The organism is Variovorax ureilyticus (assembly GCF_037889935.1).
Lineage (GTDB): Bacteria > Pseudomonadota > Gammaproteobacteria > Burkholderiales > Burkholderiaceae_C > Variovorax > Variovorax ureilyticus.
The window spans coordinates 91,041-109,200 of the sequence record NZ_JBBKZU010000017.1 but is presented as its reverse complement, the minus strand read 5'-3'; the positions used below and the strand labels follow the sequence as shown (position 1 = coordinate 109,200).

Here is an 18,160-nt window from a genome sequence, read left to right as displayed (position 1 = left end):
AACGGAAAAGAAAAGAAAGGCCTAGCCCTTGCGCGCGGCGGATCGCTTGATCGCTTCGTTGATCTCGGCGATCGACCGCTCGATGGCGTCCTCGTCGAGATCGTCGAGCTCGCTGTCCGAAGGCATGCCGGCCTGGATGGTGGACGCGAACACGCCATCGCTGATGCTGTCGGTGGAAACGCCGCGCTTCTGCCCCGGGGCGTCGGGCGTTTCCCATTCGAGCGCGATCAGGGTCACGTTGTCGCTGTGGGTGCCGCCGTTGCGCAGCGCCATTTCGGCCAGGTCGGGCGCGGCATCCGACACCGGCTTGCCGGACGAGAGCACATGGATGATCACGCTGTCGTCGAGGACGCCCCAGACGCCGTCGGAGCACAGCATGATGCGGTCGCCGCGCTGCAGCTGCAGCGGCGCCGAGACGTCGAAGAGCGGCGGCGTCGGCGAACCCAGGCAGGTGAGCAGCAGGTTGCGGTTGACCGGCTCCGGCCCGCCACCGACGCGCGGCCGCTCGGCATGCGAATGGTCGCGGGTGCGCATCAGCAAGGCGCCGTCGCGAACCACGTAGAGCCGGGAATCGCCGCAATGAATCCAGGTCGCCGTGTTGTCTTGAATGACTGCCGAGACCACCGTGGTGCGCGGCGTGTCGAGCATGCCCTTGTTGCCGGCATATCGCATGATCTGCTGATGCGCGGCCATCACGGAAGCCGTGAGGAACGCCTTCACGTCCTTGACGACCGGCCTCGCCTCGCGCTGGTAGAGCGCCGCGATGGTCTGCAGCGCGAGTTGGGCCGCGACTTCGCCCTCGGGGTGCCCGCCCATGCCATCGGCCAGCACGAACAGGCCCGATTCGCGCGTGTAGCAATAGCCCATGCGGTCTTCGTTCTTGAGACGACCGCCCTTGCGACTGACCTGGAAGACGGAGAACTTCACAGTGCCTGCCCGGCCGCCCGAAGGGCACTGAGCCCCCCCCGGGGGGGCAGCGAATACACGAAGTGATGAGCTTGGGGGGTCATGCGGGACGTGTGGTGGGAGCCGCCGCCTTCGGCAGCCCTTTCTTTTCAGGGGAACGCATGTTGTCGATGGACAGGCGGACCTTCTCGCCCACCGTGAGCTTGGTGTAGCGGCGCTCGCCTTCGCGGCTCAGTTCCTTTTGCAGCGCAAACACCGACTGCGGGCGCGAAAGCGGATCGAGCGACATGCACCATTCGACAACCTCGATCAGATTGTCCGAATAGATGCCGCGCAGCCGGGAGAGCGAAAGCCCGAGGCGGTCCTTCTCGATACGCTGCGGCGCGTCGTTGGGGGGATAACCCTGCATGCAGGCGTAGATGCAGGCGCCGATGGCGTAGATGTCGGTCCACGGTCCCATCGAGGAATCGCGACGGTACATCTCGGGCGCCGCGAAGCCGGGGGTGTACATCGGCCGGATGAAGTTGCCTTCCTTCGACAGCACCTCGCGCGCGGCGCCGAAATCGATCATCACCGCCCTGTCGTCGTCGGTGACGAAGATGTTGGCCGGCTTGATGTCCAGGTGCAGCATCTTGTGCTGGTGGACGATGCGCAGGCCCCGAAGAATCTCGTCGAAGAGCGATCGAATCGTCGATTCGCGGAATACCTTCTGCTTCTTCAGGTCGCGCGCGGTGACGACGAAGTCCTGCAGGGTCGCGCCCTCCAAGTAGTTCATGACCATGTAGACGGTTTCGTTCTCGCGGAAGAAATTGAGCACGCTCACCACCGAGGCGTGCGAAATCTGTGCGAGCGACCGGCCTTCCTCGAAAAAACTCTTCAGCCCGAGCCGATAGAGCGACAGCTTCTCGGGCGGAACCTGCGGCGCCAATTCCCCCGTTCCCCGCGTTGCCAGGGACGAAGGCAGATATTCCTTGATGGCGACCTGCTGCCCGCTTTGGTCGACGGCCAGATAGACGACCCCGAAGCCGCCGGCGGAAAGCCGGCGCACGATTCGGTAGCCACCGATCACCGTGTCGGGCAGCAGAGGCGAAGGTTTGACCTTTGACATAATCCGGGAGTTTCGCCCGAAGGCGAAGGTGCGGCAAGCGAACGCTGTGCCGACGCCACGGTGCAACAACAGATCACAGCGAGGCGCGATGCCAGTTTACAGCATGACCGGCTACGCCAGCGGGCAGAACAGCCCCGCCGGCAGCCACCCTGAAGCCGAACCACGGGCTCATGCCACCCCTCGGCTCGGTGTCGAAATACGCTCGGTCAACAGCCGATTTCTCGACCTGACCTTCAAGCTGCCCGAAGAGCTGCGGCAGCACGAACCCGCCTTGCGCGAAATGCTCACGGCGAAGCTGAAACGGGGCAAGGTCGAGCTGCGCGCCGCGATCGACAGCGGGGCAGCGTCCGGTATCGGCGATCCGTCCACGAAGCTGCTTCAGCGCCTCAATGCCGTCCAGGACCACATCAAGGCCTGGCTGCCGGATGCGCGCGACCTCAGCGTGGCCGACGTGCTGCGGCTCGCGGCCGGCGACAGCGTCGCCAAGGGCGACTGGGCTGCGGACCTGACCGACGTCACCGAAAAGGCCCTCAAGGACCTGCTCTCTGCACGCGAACGCGAAGGGGGACGCCTTGCCCGCATGCTGCAGGACCATCTCGCGCAACTTCGTGCGCTTGCCACCCAGGCCTTGCCGCTGGTCCCGCAACTGGTGGAGCAGCAGCGCACACGATTTCTCGAACGCTGGCAGGAAGCGATGGGCCTGAGCGGCGGCACGCCGCCCGAAGCCGCCCAGGACCGCGCCCTGACCGAAGCCACCGCGTTCGCGATCCGGATCGATGTCGCGGAGGAACTGACCCGACTGAACTCCCACCTCGACGAGATCGAACGGCTCGTGAAGAAAGGCGGCGAGATCGGCAAGCGACTCGACTTCCTGATCCAGGAACTTCACCGCGAGGCCAACACCCTCGGCTCGAAATCCGCCACGCTCGAGCTGACCCGCATCGGCGTGGACATGAAGGTCCTCATCGAGCAGATGCGCGAGCAGGTCCAGAACATCGAATAGAAACGGAATCCATGGATTACCCCGGCAACATCTTCGTGGTCGCAGCGCCCAGCGGCGCGGGCAAATCGAGCCTGGTCAAGGCGCTGATGGAACTCGACTCCGCCGTCCAGCCTTCGGTCTCGCATACCACCCGGGCGCCGCGTGGCCAGGAAAAGCATGGGCGCGAGTATTTCTTCGTATCCGAGCCCGAATTCGACGTCATGGTGGCGGCCGACGGATTCGTGGAGTGGGCGCACGTCCACGGCCGGCGCTACGGCACATCGAAGAAGGCGATCGAAGAGCGTATTGCGCAAGGAGCGGACGTCGTTCTCGAAATCGACTTCCAGGGCGCACTGCAGATCCGCAAGGCGTTTGCCAACGCAGTGATGATCTTCATCCTGCCCCCCAGTTGGGAAGAACTGCGTTCCCGGCTCGAGCGCCGCGGAGAAGACAGCCCGGAGGTCATCGAACTTCGCCTGCGGAACGCCGCAGAAGAGATGGCGCAGGCGTCGGCGTTCGATTTCGTTATAATCAACGAGGTATTTGAGCGCGCACTTTTCGACCTGAAGGCGATCGTCCACGCTCAGCGGCTTCGCTACTCAGCACAGCGCCGCGCACGTGCTGGCACCTTTGCCGCACTGAACATCCCCTGATCCGCCCAACGTCCCGCACACTGCCGAAAGATCATCATGGCCCGCATCACCGTCGAAGATTGCCTGCAACAAATCCCGAACCGCTTCCAGCTCGTACTCGCCGCCACCTATCGCGCGCGCATGCTGAGCCAAGGTCATGCCCCCAAGATCGAGAGCAAGAACAAACCCGGCGTTACTGCACTTCGCGAAATTGCAGAGGGCAAGATCGGTCTCGAAATGCTCAAGAAGGTTCCCGGCTAATTGACGTAGCCGTGCAACAAGGAAGCACCGCACGCGGTGCTTTTTTTATGCCTGAATGCGTCTTAGGCGCAGCCACGCTAAAGTGGTGCTCATGAGCGCGGTTGTCAAGCCTCAGTCAGAAGCACGCAGAAGTCCGCAGCCCAGCCCTGCGGCATTGAACGCGGCCGCCGCCAGTTTCGCCGCATTGACCGATCGCCTCGACTATCTGGGCACCGAAGATGTCGACTTGGTCCGGCGCGCCTATCGTTTCGCGGATGAGGCCCACCTGGGTCAATTGCGCAACAGCGGCGAGCCGTACATCACGCATCCGATCGCAGTGGCCGCTCAGTGCGCGGAATGGAAGCTCGACGCACAGGCCTTGATGGCTGCCTTGCTGCACGATGCGATCGAAGACTGCGGTGTCACGAAGTCCGAACTGATCGAGCGTTTCGGCGCTCCGGTGGCTGAACTGGTCGATGGCCTCACCAAGCTCGACAAGCTCCGCTTCAACACCCGCGAGGAGAATCAGGCGGAGTCGTTTCGCAAGATGCTTCTGGCGATGGCGCGCGACGTGCGCGTGATCCTCGTCAAGCTCGCCGACCGGACGCACAACATGCGCACGCTCGACGACGCGCCGCGCGAAAAATGGGCACGCATCTCGCGCGAGACCCTCGAAATCTATGCCCCGATCGCGCACCGACTGGGCCTGAACCAGACTTACCGTGAACTGCAGGATCTTTCCTTTCGGCATCTTCGGCCCTGGCGCTACGCAGTGCTCGCCAAGGCCGTGGCCAAGGCGCGCGGACGGCGACGCGACCTGATTCAGAAGGTCCAGCAGGAAGTCGAGAACGCATTCGCCGCCTCGGACATGAGCGTGCGCATCGCGGGCCGGGAAAAGACGCTCTACTCCATCTACCGCAAGATGGTCGAGAAGCATCTGAGCTTTGCGCAGGTCACCGACATCTACGGCTTCCGTCTGATCGTGCCGACGGTGATCTCGTGCTACACGGGGCTCGGCATCCTGCACCAGATGTACAAGCCGCTGCCCGGCAAGTTCAAGGACCACATCGCGATTGCCAAGCTCAACGGCTACCAGTCGCTGCACACGACGCTCGTCGGCCCGGCGGGCGTCAACATCGAATTCCAGCTTCGCACCGAAGCCATGCACGTGGTGGCCGAATCCGGCGTGGCTGCGCACTGGCTGTACAAGGCGGCCGATCCGGCGACGGTGGCGACCAGCGACCGGCTAGGCGCGAAATGGCTCCAGTCGCTGCTCGATATCCAGGATGAGACGCGCGACGCGGCGGAGTTCTGGGATCACGTCAAGGTCGACCTCTTTCCCGATGCCGTCTACGTCTTCACTCCGAAGAGCCAGATCATGGCGCTTCCTCGCGGTGCAACCGTGGTCGACTTCGCGTATGCCATCCACAGCAACATCGGCGATCACACATCTGCTGCGCGCATCAACGGCGACCAGGTGCCTCTGCGGACCGAACTCAAGAATGGCGACGTGGTCGAGATCATCACTGCCCCTGTTTCCACGCCGAACCCTGCATGGCTCGGTTTCGTTCGCACAGGGCGCGCGCGGTCGAAGATTCGCCACTACCTGAAGACGCTTGCCCACGCGGAATCCGAAGGTCTCGGCGAAAAGCTCCTCGCGCAGGCTCTGCGCGCCGAAGGATTGGGCAAGCTGCCCGAAGACGACGCCGAGCACCAGCAGACCTGGGAAAAGCTGCTGCGCTTCACCGGCAACCGCACGCGATCCGAACTGCTCACCGACATCGGCCTGGGCAAACGCATCGCCAGCATCGTGGCGAAGCGGCTCATGGCGCTGCTCGCCGAACGGGGCGCGAAACCCGACGCGCTCATGTTGAGCCGCGAGCGGTTCGCGGCCAGCGATGGGGTGTCGCAAGGGGCGGTGACGCTGGACGGCAGCGAGAATTCATCCGTGCGGTTCGCGCTCTGCTGCCGACCGATCCCCGGTGATCCCATCGTCGGCTATCTGGGCCACGGCGAAGGGCTCGTGGTTCACACAGAGGAATGCGGCGTCGGACAGCGGCTTCGCTACAAGGACAGCGAGCGGTTCTTTGCGGTCGAATGGGCCGACGATCCGGTTCGCACGTTTGAGGCCGGAGTCGTGATCACCGTGCGAAACGACAAGGGCGTGCTCGCACGTGTCGCGGCCGCGCTCGCCGATGCCGAAGCTGACATCACGCACGTCGAAATGGCCGACGAAACGCCGCAGGATTCGACGGACCTTCGCTTCGTGATCGCGGTGCGCGATCGCACGCATCTCGAAGCCGTGCTGCGGGCCGTGCGCCGCACCTCGTCCGTGCTCGCCGCCGCACGGATGATTCCCGTCCCCTGAAAGTCCTGCCCGTCAGTTGAGTTCGGACGAAGGCACTGGATAGCTGACCGCCAGAATTTCGATGTCATGCACGCCGCCCGGCGTGGCGAGCTTGACGACGTCGCCCTCCCGCGCCTTGAGCAGCGCCCGCGCGATCGGGGAGATCCAGCTCACCTGCGCGTGCGCGCTGTTCGCTTCATCGATCCCGAGAATCGTGACCTCGCGCTCGTCGCCGTTCTCGTCGGCGTAGCGGACCGTCGAGCCAAAAAATATCTGATCGCTGCCGTGATGCACCGACGGATCGGTGACCTCGGCGATTTCGAGGCGCTTGGTGAGGAAGCGGATCCGCCGATCGATTTCGCGCAGCCGCTTCTTGCCGTAGAGGTAGTCGCCATTCTCGGAGCGATCTCCGTTCTTGGCGGCCCAGTGCACCGCCTCGACGACCTTGGGGCGCTCGACGTCCATCAGACCAAGCAATTCCGACCGCAGCCGCGCATACCCCGTGGGCGTGATGTAGTTCTTGCCGCCGACGGGCAGGGGCGGCAATCCGCCGCCGTCGCCATCATCATCGTCGGCCTCGTTTTCCTTCGTGAAAGCCTTGCTCATTTCTACAACTGCCGACCCGCAAGGTCGGGCGGTGGTTGTATCACACGGCGAAGAAGTGACCGAGGATGCGGCCTTCGGTCCGGGCCGATCTCGGCTGTCCGGTTCAACCCGATTGCTGGTCAGGCGCAGTCAAATCCGGATCGGGTAACGACTGCTGACTTTGCGGAACTCCGGCTGCGAGGACCGCGCGCCGCCCCGGCTCACCTCGTGCGATCCCTTTGACGAGATGACGCGGCAGGTGGTGACTGCGCTGGAGCTTGGCCAACGCCTCGCTGCGCGCCGGCTCTGAGGCGGGCAAGAACATCTGCAATGAATTCATCTCGGTCGTCCCCATGCATGAGCGCCAGAAGATGGATGCGTCCGGCCCAGGCCGGGTGGTCGGAAGCGGGAGCGTTCCGCACGGCACTGGCTTGCCGCTGCCTTCATTATTGCTTGGGAGGAGGCGGAACCGCATCCACAGCCCTGAAAGCGATAGTGTCAAACGCCGCGCGATGTTGCAGCATGTGACGTAGTTCCTTTCATCGTGCCGAGAAGTGGTTCACAATGAAGGCTCTCCTCTGGACTCCAAGGTCCTTAGCCCGCTCCGGCGGGCTTTTTCGTTTTCGGGCCTGCCGCGCGCGAGTCCTGCATGAGGCTCGATCCGTGAACGCGCCAAAGAAAAAGGGTTGGTCCGCGATGGACCAACCCTTTGTGAAGTGGTGCGGCTGGCAGGATTCGAACCCACGACCCCTTGGTTCGTAGCCAAGTACTCTATCCAACTGAGCTACAGCCGCACAGCTTGCAAGTATAGCATCCAAAATGGAGCCATTCGCCGAAGCTTTGAACTTTGTTGAACCTCTCTTGCAAGCAAGCCTGCATTCCGGATTCGGTGGTAGGCCGTGCTGGGCTTGAACCAGCGACCAACGGATTATGAGTCCGCTGCTCTAACCAACTGAGCTAACGGCCCACGCGCTCCGGATTTTAGTGGCCCAAGTCCGTGCACAAGTCACTTGCGATGACTCAGCGCGTTGGTGACGAGCTTCGAGGTGATGTCCACGATCTGGATCATGCGGTCGTACGGCATGCGCGTCGGCCCGATGACGCCGAGCGTTCCAACCACCTGGCCGTCGACTTCGTAGTTCGCGCTCACGATGGAGAGATCGTCGAACGGAACGATCTGGCTTTCGCCGCCAATGAAGATGCGCACCCCATCGGCTTGGCTGGAGACATCGAGCAGACGCATCAGCTGCGCCTTCTGTTCGAAGAGATCGAAAGCTCTGCGCAGATGACCCATGTCGCTGGAGAAGTCGCTCACCGACAGGAGATTGCGCTCGCCCGCGATCACCACTTCTTCCTGCGCTTCGGTAAGCACTTCGGAGCTCACCTTCACGGCGGCCTGCATCAGTGCCGCGATCTCGCCGCGCAGTTGCTCCATTTCCGACTGAAGCCGATCGCGCACCTGCTCGATGGAGAGGCCCGCATAGTTCGCGTTGATGTAGTTGGACGCCTCGACCAGTTGCGACTGCGAGTAGTCGGACTCCGGGAAGATCACCCTGTTCTGAACATCCCCGTCAGGCGACACGATGATGACCAGCAAGCGGCGATCCGACAGGCGAAGGAACTCGATCTGCCGGAAGACCGAAGCACGACGGGGTGCCATGACCACGCCCACGAACTGCGACAGGTTGGACAGCAGATTCGCCGCATTGGCGATGACTTTCTGCGGTTGATCGGGCGCAAGACTGGGTGCGGCAAATTGCTCCCGCTGCGCAGTCAACATGGTGTCAACGAAGAGGCGATAGCCTCGGGCGGTGGGAACGCGCCCTGCTGAGGTATGCGGACTCGCGATCAGACCCAGGCCTTCCAGGTCGGACATCACGTTCCGGATGGTCGCGGGCGAAAGATCCAGCCCGGAAGCGCGGGACAGCGTGCGCGATCCGACGGGCTGGCCTTCGGCGATATAGCGCTCGACGAGTGTCTTTAACAGCAACTTGGCGCGGTCGTCCAGCATCGGGCAATTTTAATGTTGTAATTTGTTTATGAGCTCTCGCTTTCGTCACGTCGCACTCATTGGGAAATACCAGGCTTCGGGTGGGCGGGCACAGAGCGGCGCGCTCGATGTCGTCATGGAAGACATCGCCGCCTTTCTCGAAGCGCAGGGCTGCACCGTGTTCGTCGAGGAATCTCAGGCCGACGGCGTCCCGGTCGGGCGATACAAGGCGCTCACGGTCGAAGAGATCGGCGAGGAATGCGATCTGGGCCTCGTCGTCGGCGGCGACGGCACCATGCTCGGCATCGGGCGGCAACTGGCGCCCTACGGCGTTCCGCTGATCGGCATCAACCGCGGGCGGCTCGGCTTCATCACGGACATCGCGCTCGACGACTACCAGGCGACGCTGGTCCCGATGCTGGCAGGCGAATACGAGGAAGACCACCGCAATCTCATGCACGCGCAGGTGATGCGCAATGGCGTCTCCGTCTTCGACGCGCTGGCCATGAATGACGTGGTGGTCAATCGCGGCGGCACCTCGGGCATGGTGGAACTGCGCGTGACGGTGGGCCGCCATTTCGTGGCCAACCAGCGTGCCGACGGGATGATCATCGCTTCGTCAACGGGCTCCACGGCCTACTCGCTCTCTGCAGGCGGACCGCTGCTGCATCCCGCGCTTCCAGGATGGGTGCTGGTGCCGATCGCGCCGCATACGCTCTCCAACCGCCCGATCGTGTTGCCAGACGCCGAAGAAGTCTCGATCGAACTCGTCGGCGGGCGCGACGCCAGCGCCAATTTCGACATGCAATCCCTCGCCTCGCTGGCCATCGGCGACCGCGTGGTGGTGCGCCGATCGGACTACCGCGTCCGCTTCCTCCATCCGCGCGGCTGGAGCTATTTCGACACCCTGCGCAAGAAACTGCATTGGAACGAAGGAGGTTCCTGAGATGGCATTGCGCCGCATCGCCATGCGCGACTTCGTGATCGTGCGCACATTGGAACTCGACCTGTCCACCGGCTTTACCGTCCTGACCGGCGAGACCGGCGCCGGCAAATCCATCCTCATCGATGCGCTGCAACTGGCGCTCGGCAACCGAGCCGATGCCGGCTCCATCCGCGAGGGCGCCGAACGGCTCGACGTGAGCGCCGAATTCGACGGCGATCCGGCGCTGACCGGCTGGCTCGACGAAGGCGGCTTCGAGGCGGCCGATGGTCTGCTCTTGCGGCGGACCGTCGATCTCCAGGGCCGCAGCCGTGGCTGGATCAACGGTAGCCCGGCCACCGCCGCGCAGTTGCGCGAACTCGGCGATCGCCTCCTGGACATCCACGGCCAGCATGCATGGCAAAGTCTCACGAGGCCGGACGCCGTGCGCGGTCTGCTCGATGCCTATGCCGGCGCCAGCACCGACGTGCTCGGCGGGGCCTGGCAGGAGTGGCGTCGCGCCATCTCGGCACTCGAAGGCGCACGCTCCGCGCAAGACACGCTGCAGCGCGAGCGCGAGCGGCTCCAGTGGCAAGTCGCCGAAGTCATGAAACTCGCGCCGGGCGCCGACGAGTGGGAAGAGCTTTCGGCCGCCCACTCGAGAATCTCCAACGCCCAGGCCCTGATCGACGCGGCGGAAGGCGCCTCCAGCGCGCTCGAGGACGATGACAACGGCGCGCTCGCGGCGCTGAGTCGTGCGGTCGCTCTGCTGCAGAACTGTGAGCACATCGAACCCGAATTCAAGGCGCTCGGCGAGGTCCTCGCGTCGAGCGTGGCACAGGCGGCCGATGCTGCTCATTCGCTGCACGGCTACCTGAGGCAGGCCGACACCGATCCTGAAAAGCTCGCCGAACTCGACGAACGGATGGGCTTGTGGATGTCGCTCGCCCGGCGCTATCGGCGCCAACCCGCCGAACTGCCCGCCCTGCTCGCCGGCTGGCAAGCAGAGTTGCAGGCACTGGACGCCCAGAGCGACCTCCAGGCACTGGAGCGTGCGGAGCAGGCCGCACAACAGGCCTACATGAAGGAAGCCAAGGCGCTCGGAAAGGCTCGCAAGCAGGCCGCGCCCAAGCTGGCACAGGCCGTGACGCAAGCCATGCAGGAACTCGGCATGAAGGGCGGACGCTTCGAAGTCGCGCTTCAGCCGCTCGCGCAGCCCGCCCGCTCCGGCCTCGAGGACATCTCGTTCCTCGTCAGCGGACATGCCGGGAGCACGCCGCGATCGATCGGCAAGGTGGCCTCCGGTGGCGAGCTGTCGCGGATCGCGCTTGCGATTGCAGTGACGACCAGCGAACTCGGCGCGGCGCAGACGCTCATCTTCGACGAGGTCGATGCCGGCGTCGGCGGCGCGGTGGCCGAAACCGTGGGCCGGCTCATGAAGCAGCTCGGCCGCGACCGGCAGGTGCTCGCGGTCACGCACCTGCCCCAGGTGGCTGCGTGCGCGGATCACCATCTCGTGGTGGCCAAGCGGCTGACGAGTGCCAAGGGCCAGGAAGGAACGCGCACCGAAAGCAGCGTGTCGGCATTGGACGCCGAAGGCCGCACGCGGGAGATCGCTCGCATGCTCGGCGGCGAGCGCGTCTCGCAGACCTCGCTCGCGCATGCGCGCGAGATGCTGGGCACGAAGACGGCGGAGGCATCTTCGTGAGCCTCGACCTCGTCCTGATCACCGGGATGTCCGGTTCCGGCAAGTCCGTCGCGCTTCACGCACTCGAAGACGCGGGCTACTACTGCGTCGACAACCTTCCGCCCGAGCTGCTCACGCCCTTCGTTGCGTTGCAGCGGCAACAGCAGACCGCACGGGTGGCCATTGCCATGGACGTGCGAAGCGGCGTGTCGCTGCCGCTCGTCCCCCAGCAGCTGGACGGTCTGCGCCGCGAAGGGGTCTCGCTGCGCTCGCTGTTCCTCGACTCGACCACCGACGCGCTGCTGCGCCGGTTCTCCGAGACCCGGCGGCGACATCCGCTGTCGCGCCAGGAAGGCCGTACCGACGTGCCGGATCAGCAGCGCGTGCTGACACAGGCCATCGAACTCGAACGCGAACTGCTCGCGGACCTGCGCGATGGCGCCGACGTGATCGACACCAGCATCATCCGGCCCGCCCAGTTGCAGAGCTACATCAAGACGCTGGTCTCCGCGCCGGAGAGCACGCTCACGCTGGTGTTCGAATCCTTTGCCTTCAAGCGCGGGGTGCCGCTGGATGCGGACTTCGTGTTCGACGTGCGCATGCTGCCGAATCCGCACTACGTCTCTACGCTTCGGCCATTGACCGGTCGCGACGAGCCGGTGATCGACTGGCTCCGCGAACATGACAACGTCGCGCGCATGTATGCCGACATCGAGCAGTTCCTCGAGCGCTGGCTGGACGCGCTCGCCAGGGATCACCGAAGCTATGTCACCGTCGCGATCGGCTGCACCGGCGGCCAGCATCGCTCGGTCTTCCTCGTGGAGCAGTTGGCTCGCGCTTTCGGCGTGAAGTGGGGCGCCCTCAAGCGGCACCGCGAGCTCGACGGAGGCTGAGCCTGAGCCGTCGCGCAGGGAGCGCGCTCAACCGCCGCTGGTCAATAGCTTGCGCACAGGGGCCGGCATACCGAGAGCCGCCCATTCGCGGTCGTCGAACCAGCCGCCTTCCGAGGTGTCGGCACGCGACTCGCGGCACAGGACCGAGATCGGGTGCAGGTGAAGGTCCTTGTGCGTCAGCACATGCACGAACCCCGCTTCGTCGCGCGCGGTCCGGCGATCCGCGGGTGCCAGTTCGTCGAGCAATGCAGACCGGCTTTCAAAGACGGGAAGGCAATACAGCCCAGCCCAGATGCCGCGCGCCGGGCGCTTTTCGAGCCATACGCGCCCTTGGGGATCCCGGGCGTTCAACATCCAGAGCGACTGCGCGGTCCGGCGCAGCTTGCGGGTCTTGACGGGGTACTTCTCGGGCGTCCCCTCTTCCCGGGCGACGCACATCTCGGCGACCGGACAGATGATGCAGCTCGGCTTGCGCGGCAAACAGACCGTGGCGCCCAGGTCCATCAAGCCCTGGGTGTAGCGGCCGATCGCCCGAGGTGCGGAGGCCGGAGGCAGGAGTTCGGTCGCCTCGTTCCAGAGGGCACGCTCCTGCGCCGCGGATGCGAGATCGCCGCCGAAGCCGAGAACGCGCGAGAGCAGCCGCTTCACATTGCCGTCGAGAATCGCTACGCGCTCGCCGAAGCAGAAGGCGGCGACCGCCGCTGCCGTCGAACGACCGATGCCGGGCAGCGTCTGCAGCTCCGCCGCTGTCCGCGGGAATTCACCGCCGAAGCGCGACACCACCTCTTGCGCGCATCGATGCATGTTGCGGGCGCGGCTGTAGTAGCCGAGCCCGCTCCAAAGCCCGAACACCTCGTCTTCCGTCCCCGCGGCGAGCGACTGCACCGTCGGAAAGCGATCGAGGAATCGCGCGAAGTACCCCAGCACCGTCGATACCTGGGTCTGCTGAAGCATCACCTCGGACAGCCAGACGCGATAAGGGTCCTGCGTGTTCTGCCACGGCAACTCGCTGCGCCCATGGCTCTGCTGCCATGCGACGACATTGTCGGCAAAGGTCGGCGCGATGCGTTGCGCGCCGGACCGCAGGTCTTCAGGCGGCACTGAGTTCGCTGCGGTAGGAAGAGGAGTTCGGCGCCTCGTGGTTCAGGAGCACTGCGGTGAGTTCGTCCAGCCGATGGTGCAGGTCGGAAAGATCGCGCTCCTGCGCGGCGAGCTCGGCCAATCGCTCGTCGAGATTGCCCGCCGCGCCCTGAATGCGCTCGACGGCCTCGATCCGCTTGGTGAACGTACGGCGACGCTCCTTGAGCTGGGCATCGAGCTGCGCGCCTGCACCCTTGCTCCAGCGCTCGACCTCGGTCATGGCCGCCTCGTTGACCACGCGCAGGCGGCTCGCAAGCGCGCGAACCAGCTTGTCGCAGAAATCAGGCTGCGCGAGCTTCAGCAGGTTGCCCACGCCGAGGTAGTGAACATGGCTCTGCTCGATTTGCGAGAGCTGCTGTTCGAAGTCGGTCAGGTCCGGCTCGGGCGGCGCCTGCAGCGTGAAGCCGTGCTCTGCATTGAGCTGCCGGAACGTTGCGTGCAACATCGACTGGATCTCGGCCGTGGTCGCCTGGACCTCGCGCAGGTTGTTGCGCAGCGCATCGAAGGTCTCGCCGTAGACCTTGCGCACATTGAACTTGATGCCGCGCCGCTTCAGCGCCGTCGCCAGACGGCCCATGTCCGCCTTGAGCGCTGTGCTCCCGAGCACCGCATAGACCTCGCGCAGCAGCTTGCCCTGCACCGAACGCAAGGCAAGGATGCGGGTGTTGCTGCCTTCGAATTCCGACTGCTCCTGCTCGATGCGGGTGCGCATGTGCCGGATGACGGAGCTGTTCTTGCCCCGCAGCCCCTGCAGCTCCAGCGCCTGCTCCGACAGGTCGCGCTGGCGCACGTTCAGGATGCGGGAGGCCTCGGTCCGCAAAGCGGCGATGCTTGCATCCACGGCAAGCCGCAACATCGTTTCACGCTTGCCGAGCAGCCCCTCGCCCAGAATGGCTTCGAGTGCGGGCAGGCGGCTCGCCTGCAACAGCGGCACGTCACGCCGGATCTTGGCTTGCAGGCCTTTCTGAGCGGAAACGGGAAGCACCTGCGTCAGCGGCACACCGAGCACGTCGGCGGCGCCCTTGCGCTGTCGCTGGATCTGCGCATCGACCTGGGCCGGGGTGCTCAGGATGTCCCACATCGTGTCGATCTTGTTCAGGACCACGATGCGCGTTTCGCTCGCATCCCCCTCGGTGACCAGGTGCTCGCGCCAGATCGCGAGATCGGATCGCGTGACGCCGGTGTCGGCGCCGAGGATGAAGACCACGGCATGCGCCTGCGGAATCAGGCTGACGGTGAGCTCCGGCTCCGCGCCGATCGCGTTGAGGCCCGGCGTGTCGAGAATCACCAGCCCCTGCTCCAGCAACGGATGCGGCATGTTCAGCACCGCATGCCGCCAGCGCGGGATTTCGACGCGGCCGTCGGAATCCGGTACAGGGTTGTCGTCGAGGTTGTCGTCGCTCCAGAATCCCAGCGCCTTGGCCTCGTCCACCGGGACCCAGCGCACCTCCGCGACTTTGCTCATCGCCTGCGAAAGCAGTTCGGCGTCGTCGACGTCGATGTCGACGTGAGTCCAGCGCGCAGGCTCCTCACGCCAATGCACCAGGGAGTAGGGCTCGAGCCGTGTCTCGATCGGCAGCAGGCGCAGGCTCGGCGGGTGCGCCGGGTCGTATCCCAGCTCGGTCGGACACATCGTCGTGCGCCCGGCGCTCGCCGGCATGATGCGGCGCCCGTATCCCGCGAAGAAGATCGCGTTGATGAGCTCCGACTTGCCACGCGAGAACTCGGCAACGAATGCGACCATGACCCTGCTGGTGCGCAGTTGAGATTCGACGTCGTGAAGCCGTTCAGCGACGCTCTGGTTCAGAAGCTCGTTCTCGTTCAGCCAGCGCGTCAACCACTTCAACCGGTGCGCGAAATTTCGCCGCCAGGTGCCGTGCTGGTCGAACTGCTGAGTGAAAGAAGCGGTCAACGGCGTAAATGTAAAAACAATTTACAAAGATGGTAGCACCGGGCCGATCACCGACAGGTACTCCAGAAGCCACGCCCGACGAATGGTCTCATGACTTTTGACACATCGGACAGAAATACGTGGAGCGCTGCCCCTGCCGCAACTGCCGTATGGGCGTTGCGCAAATCCGGCATGGCTCGCCGGCGCGCCCGTAGACCGTGGCTTCGAGCTGGAAGTAGCCACTCTGGCCATCGACGTTCGAAAAGTCGCGAAGCGTGCTGCCTCCGCGGTCGACGGCACGCGCGAGGATTTCGCGGATGGCCCCATGCAGACGCAGCGCCCGTGGCCTGCTGATGCGGGAAGCCGCAAGGGTGGGCCGGATACCCGCCAGGAAAAGCGCCTCGGACGCATAGATGTTGCCGACGCCCACCACCACGTCGCCGGCAAGCAGCACCTGCTTCACAGGCGCACGCCGCCGGCGCAAGCCCGCGTGGAAGGCTTCGAAGTCGAAGCTGTCGCCAAGCGGCTCCATGCCCAGTCCCCCCAGGAGCTTCCCGGCGAGCGGCGATGCTTCGTCTTCTACATAGACCACCGCGCCGAAGCGCCGCGGATCGTTGAGCCGAAGCGTGCCTTGGCTGGTCACGAGATCGAAGTGGTCATGAGCGCCGGCGGCCGGCAGCGAGGCATCGAAGCGAAGGCTGCCGGACATGCCCAGGTGCAGCAGCAAAAGGCCCAGGTCGAGGTCCACCAGCAGATACTTGCCGCGACGGCGCACGCCCCTGACCGTGCGTCCGACGAGCAATCCCGGATCAACGGACAGGGCCCACCGCAGCGGCTTGCCGACGCGTATGGCCTCGATGCGGGCGCCGGCGATGCGATCCGCAAAACCGCGGCGGGTGACTTCGACTTCGGGTAGTTCGGGCATGACGGGAAAGCCTGACGCAATTCACGCCGCATCCGGCGCTGGTGGCTCTCGTTTAAGAAGCGTGGATTATTATGGTTCGATGAATTTTCCGCTCCGCAGATCCCGCCTCGCGGCGGCCGCATTTACGGCACTTGTCGCCCTTGCCGCGCAGGCACAGACAGAACCGCCGGCACCCGCCGCGCCCACCAGCCCCGCACCGATCATCGAGCCCGCCGAACCCGCGGTCACGCCGGCTGCGACCGCCTCTGCGCCCGCGACGGACAAGCCGGAAGTGCAGCCTTCCGCGCTGACTGCGGATCTCTTCTACGAGGTGCTGATGGGCGAGCTCAACGCGCGCGGCGGCGACCCGGGTGGCGGCTACAGCCTGATCCTCGACGCGGCGCGACGTTCGCGCGACGACAAGCTCTTCCAGCGCGCGGTCGAGATCGCGCTGCAATCCCGTTCCGGGGACGCAGCGCTCGCCGCGGCCCGGGCCTGGAAGGAATCCATTCCGCAATCGCGCGACGCCCGGCGCTTCGAGCTCCAGATCCTGATCGCGCTGAATCGCATCGGCGAGACGGTCGAGCCGCTTCGCGCGGAGATCGCGGCCACGCCGCAGATCGAGCGCCCCTTCCTGATGGCGGTGATCGCACGCAACTACAGCCGCGCCACGGACAAGAAGCTTGCCGCCTCGGTCGTCGAACAGGCGCTCACCGACGAGCTGAAGAACCCTGCCACCGGTGGCGCAGCCTGGGCCACGGTGGGCCGACTCAAGCTCGCAGCCGGCGACAGCGCTGGTGCGCTCGAAGCGGCGATCAAGGGCCAGGAGATGGACCCGTCTTCGGAAGGTCCGGCGCTGCTGGCGCTCGAACTGATGGACCCCTCACAGCCGCAGGCGGAGCCGATCGTCAAGCGCTATCTCGACGGTGCGAAAGCACAGCCTGAGATGCGCATCGCCTATGCGCGCGTGCTGGTCGAAGGCCGGCGCTATGCCGATGCGACCGCGGAGCTCACGAAACTCACTGCGGCCAAGCCCGAACTCCCCGAGCCTTGGCTGCTGCTTGGCAGCCTTCAGGCGCAGGCACGGCAGAACGCAGCGGCCGAAGCCTCTCTGCGCAAGTACATGTCGCTGGCCGAAACGCAGCGCGACCAGGACGCCAAGGACAGGGGCCTGACCCAGGCCTACCTGCTGATGGCCCAGTTGTCCGAGCGGCGCAAGGACTTCGCCGCTGCCGACAACTGGCTGGCGCGCATCGACAACTCGGACGACCTGCTTGGCGCGCAGGTCCGTCGTGCTTCGCTGCTCGCTCGACAGGGCAAGCTGCCGCAGGCTCGGGAGCTCGTGCGCAGCCTGCCGGAGCGCACCGCCGAAGAGAAGCGCGAGAAGTTCCTCGCCGAAGTTCAGTTGCTGCGTGACGCGAAGCAGTACCAGGCCGCCTATGACATGCTGGGCCAGGCGAGCGCTTCTTCGCCCACCGACACCGATCTCATCTATGACCAGGCCATGGTCGCCGAGAAGCTGAATCGCCTCGACGACATGGAGCGGCTGCTGCGCCGGCTGATCGAGCTCAAGCCCGAGAACCAGAACGCATACAACGCGCTCGGCTACTCGCTCGCGGATCGCAAGGTGCGTCTCGAAGAGGCGAGGACCTTGATCCAGAAGGCCGTTCAGTTGGCGCCCGATGATCCTTTCATCGCCGACAGCCTCGGCTGGGTCGAGTTCCGTCTCGGCAACACGACGGAGGCCATGCGCATCCTCGAAGACGCCTACAAGCGCCGTCCCGATCCGGAGATCGGCGCGCACCTCGGCGAAGTCCTGTGGACCACGGGCCAGCGCGACCGGGCGCTCAGCATCTGGAAGGAAGCGAACCTTGCCGATGCCGACAACGAGACGTTGCAGGAAACGCTCAAGCGCCTGCGCGTGAAGCTTTGA

General features: G+C 65.0%; 15 protein-coding genes and 2 tRNA genes. 8 read left to right on the top strand and 9 right to left on the bottom strand.

Features of this window, described 5'->3' with window-relative positions:
* Positions 1-21 precede the first annotated feature (21 nt).
* Positions 22-927: a PP2C family protein-serine/threonine phosphatase gene (locus WKW77_RS29160; RefSeq protein WP_340360384.1), complete on the bottom strand. Its 906-nt coding sequence runs from the start codon at positions 925-927 to the stop codon at positions 22-24.
* Between the two features lie 79 nt (positions 928-1,006).
* Complete coding sequence (locus WKW77_RS29155) at positions 1,007-2,014, bottom strand: serine/threonine protein kinase (RefSeq protein WP_340360406.1); 1,008 nt, start codon at positions 2,012-2,014, stop codon at positions 1,007-1,009.
* An 88-nt stretch (positions 2,015-2,102) separates the two neighbouring features.
* On the opposite strand from WKW77_RS29155, the gene WKW77_RS29150 reads away from it, so the two are divergent.
* The 4 genes from WKW77_RS29150 (at position 2,103) to WKW77_RS29135 (ending at position 6,236) form a co-directional block, all read left to right on the top strand.
* Positions 2,103-3,017 carry a YicC/YloC family endoribonuclease gene (locus tag WKW77_RS29150; protein WP_340360405.1) on the top strand — a complete coding sequence of 305 codons (915 nt, stop codon included), beginning with the start codon at positions 2,103-2,105 and terminating at the stop codon, positions 3,015-3,017.
* Positions 3,018-3,028: 11 nt separating this feature from the next.
* The gene (gene gmk / locus WKW77_RS29145) at positions 3,029-3,649 is read left to right on the top strand and encodes a guanylate kinase (protein WP_340360383.1); all 621 of its coding nucleotides are present in this window, start codon (positions 3,029-3,031) and stop codon (positions 3,647-3,649) included.
* A 36-nt stretch (positions 3,650-3,685) separates the two neighbouring features.
* Positions 3,686-3,889, top strand: a complete 204-nt coding sequence (rpoZ, locus tag WKW77_RS29140) for a DNA-directed RNA polymerase subunit omega (RefSeq protein ID WP_093162973.1) — start codon at positions 3,686-3,688, stop codon at positions 3,887-3,889.
* 91 nt (positions 3,890-3,980) lie between these two features.
* The gene (locus tag WKW77_RS29135) at positions 3,981-6,236 is read left to right on the top strand and encodes a RelA/SpoT family protein (RefSeq protein WP_340360382.1); all 2,256 of its coding nucleotides are present in this window, start codon (positions 3,981-3,983) and stop codon (positions 6,234-6,236) included.
* A 12-nt stretch (positions 6,237-6,248) separates the two neighbouring features.
* On the opposite strand, the gene greB is transcribed toward WKW77_RS29135, so the two are convergent.
* From greB to hrcA, 4 genes are all read right to left on the bottom strand, one after another.
* Positions 6,249-6,821 (bottom strand): transcription elongation factor GreB, encoded by a 573-nt coding sequence (gene greB / locus WKW77_RS29130; RefSeq protein ID WP_340360381.1) that lies wholly within the window; start codon positions 6,819-6,821, stop codon positions 6,249-6,251.
* Between the two features lie 696 nt (positions 6,822-7,517).
* Positions 7,518-7,594 (bottom strand) — tRNA-Arg (locus WKW77_RS29125).
* Between the two features lie 96 nt (positions 7,595-7,690).
* Positions 7,691-7,767, bottom strand: a tRNA-Ile gene (locus WKW77_RS29120).
* A gap of 39 nt (positions 7,768-7,806) precedes the next feature.
* Positions 7,807-8,811 carry a heat-inducible transcriptional repressor HrcA gene (hrcA, locus tag WKW77_RS29115; RefSeq protein WP_340360380.1) on the bottom strand — a complete coding sequence of 335 codons (1,005 nt, stop codon included), beginning with the start codon at positions 8,809-8,811 and terminating at the stop codon, positions 7,807-7,809.
* A gap of 28 nt (positions 8,812-8,839) precedes the next feature.
* Here hrcA and WKW77_RS29110 point away from each other — a divergent pair, with 28 nt between their 5' ends.
* The 3 genes from WKW77_RS29110 to rapZ are packed head-to-tail and all read left to right on the top strand — an operon-like array spanning position 8,840 to position 12,292.
* A complete protein-coding gene (locus tag WKW77_RS29110) occupies positions 8,840-9,736 on the top strand; it encodes an NAD kinase (protein WP_340360379.1) in 897 nt (298 codons plus the stop codon).
* 1 nt (position 9,737) lies between these two features.
* Positions 9,738-11,420: a DNA repair protein RecN gene (recN, locus tag WKW77_RS29105; RefSeq protein ID WP_340360378.1), complete on the top strand. Its 1,683-nt coding sequence runs from the start codon at positions 9,738-9,740 to the stop codon at positions 11,418-11,420.
* Positions 11,417-12,292 (top strand): RNase adapter RapZ, encoded by an 876-nt coding sequence (gene rapZ, locus WKW77_RS29100; RefSeq protein ID WP_340360377.1) that lies wholly within the window; start codon positions 11,417-11,419, stop codon positions 12,290-12,292. Before recN ends, rapZ begins: the two co-directional genes overlap by 4 nt.
* A gap of 27 nt (positions 12,293-12,319) precedes the next feature.
* Here rapZ and mutY read toward each other — a convergent pair whose 3' ends face one another.
* From mutY to mutM, 3 genes are all read right to left on the bottom strand, one after another.
* Positions 12,320-13,393: an A/G-specific adenine glycosylase gene (mutY, locus tag WKW77_RS29095; RefSeq protein WP_340360376.1), complete on the bottom strand. Its 1,074-nt coding sequence runs from the start codon at positions 13,391-13,393 to the stop codon at positions 12,320-12,322.
* On the bottom strand, positions 13,383-15,344 hold the full coding sequence (locus WKW77_RS29090) for a dynamin family protein (protein WP_340360375.1): 1,962 nt from the start codon (positions 15,342-15,344) through the stop codon (positions 13,383-13,385). The genes mutY and WKW77_RS29090 overlap by 11 nt, the downstream gene beginning before the upstream one ends.
* 88 nt (positions 15,345-15,432) lie before the next feature.
* Positions 15,433-16,248: a bifunctional DNA-formamidopyrimidine glycosylase/DNA-(apurinic or apyrimidinic site) lyase gene (mutM, locus tag WKW77_RS29085; protein ID WP_340360374.1), complete on the bottom strand. Its 816-nt coding sequence runs from the start codon at positions 16,246-16,248 to the stop codon at positions 15,433-15,435.
* Positions 16,249-16,327: 79 nt separating this feature from the next.
* On the opposite strand from mutM, the gene WKW77_RS29080 reads away from it, so the two are divergent.
* A complete protein-coding gene (locus WKW77_RS29080; RefSeq protein WP_340360373.1) occupies positions 16,328-18,160 on the top strand; it encodes a tetratricopeptide repeat protein in 1,833 nt (610 codons plus the stop codon).

Bases quoted from the DNA above. Each gene is read 5' to 3' on its own strand.
- greB (WP_340360381.1), bottom strand. From the start codon at position 6,821: ATGAGCAAGGCTTTCACGAAGGAAAACGAGGCCGACGATGATGATGGC.
- WKW77_RS29080 (WP_340360373.1), top strand. From the start codon at position 16,328: ATGAATTTTCCGCTCCGCAGATCCCGCCTCGCGGCGGCCGCATTTACG.
- gmk (WP_340360383.1), top strand. From the start codon at position 3,029: ATGGATTACCCCGGCAACATCTTCGTGGTCGCAGCGCCCAGCGGCGCG.
- WKW77_RS29110 (WP_340360379.1), top strand. From the start codon at position 8,840: ATGAGCTCTCGCTTTCGTCACGTCGCACTCATTGGGAAATACCAGGCT.
- recN (WP_340360378.1), top strand. From the start codon at position 9,738: ATGGCATTGCGCCGCATCGCCATGCGCGACTTCGTGATCGTGCGCACA.
- rpoZ (WP_093162973.1), top strand. From the start codon at position 3,686: ATGGCCCGCATCACCGTCGAAGATTGCCTGCAACAAATCCCGAACCGC.
- hrcA (WP_340360380.1), bottom strand. From the start codon at position 8,811: ATGCTGGACGACCGCGCCAAGTTGCTGTTAAAGACACTCGTCGAGCGC.
- mutM (WP_340360374.1), bottom strand. From the start codon at position 16,248: ATGCCCGAACTACCCGAAGTCGAAGTCACCCGCCGCGGTTTTGCGGAT.
- WKW77_RS29155 (WP_340360406.1), bottom strand. From the start codon at position 2,014: ATGTCAAAGGTCAAACCTTCGCCTCTGCTGCCCGACACGGTGATCGGT.
- WKW77_RS29135 (WP_340360382.1), top strand. From the start codon at position 3,981: ATGAGCGCGGTTGTCAAGCCTCAGTCAGAAGCACGCAGAAGTCCGCAG.
- WKW77_RS29150 (WP_340360405.1), top strand. From the start codon at position 2,103: ATGCCAGTTTACAGCATGACCGGCTACGCCAGCGGGCAGAACAGCCCC.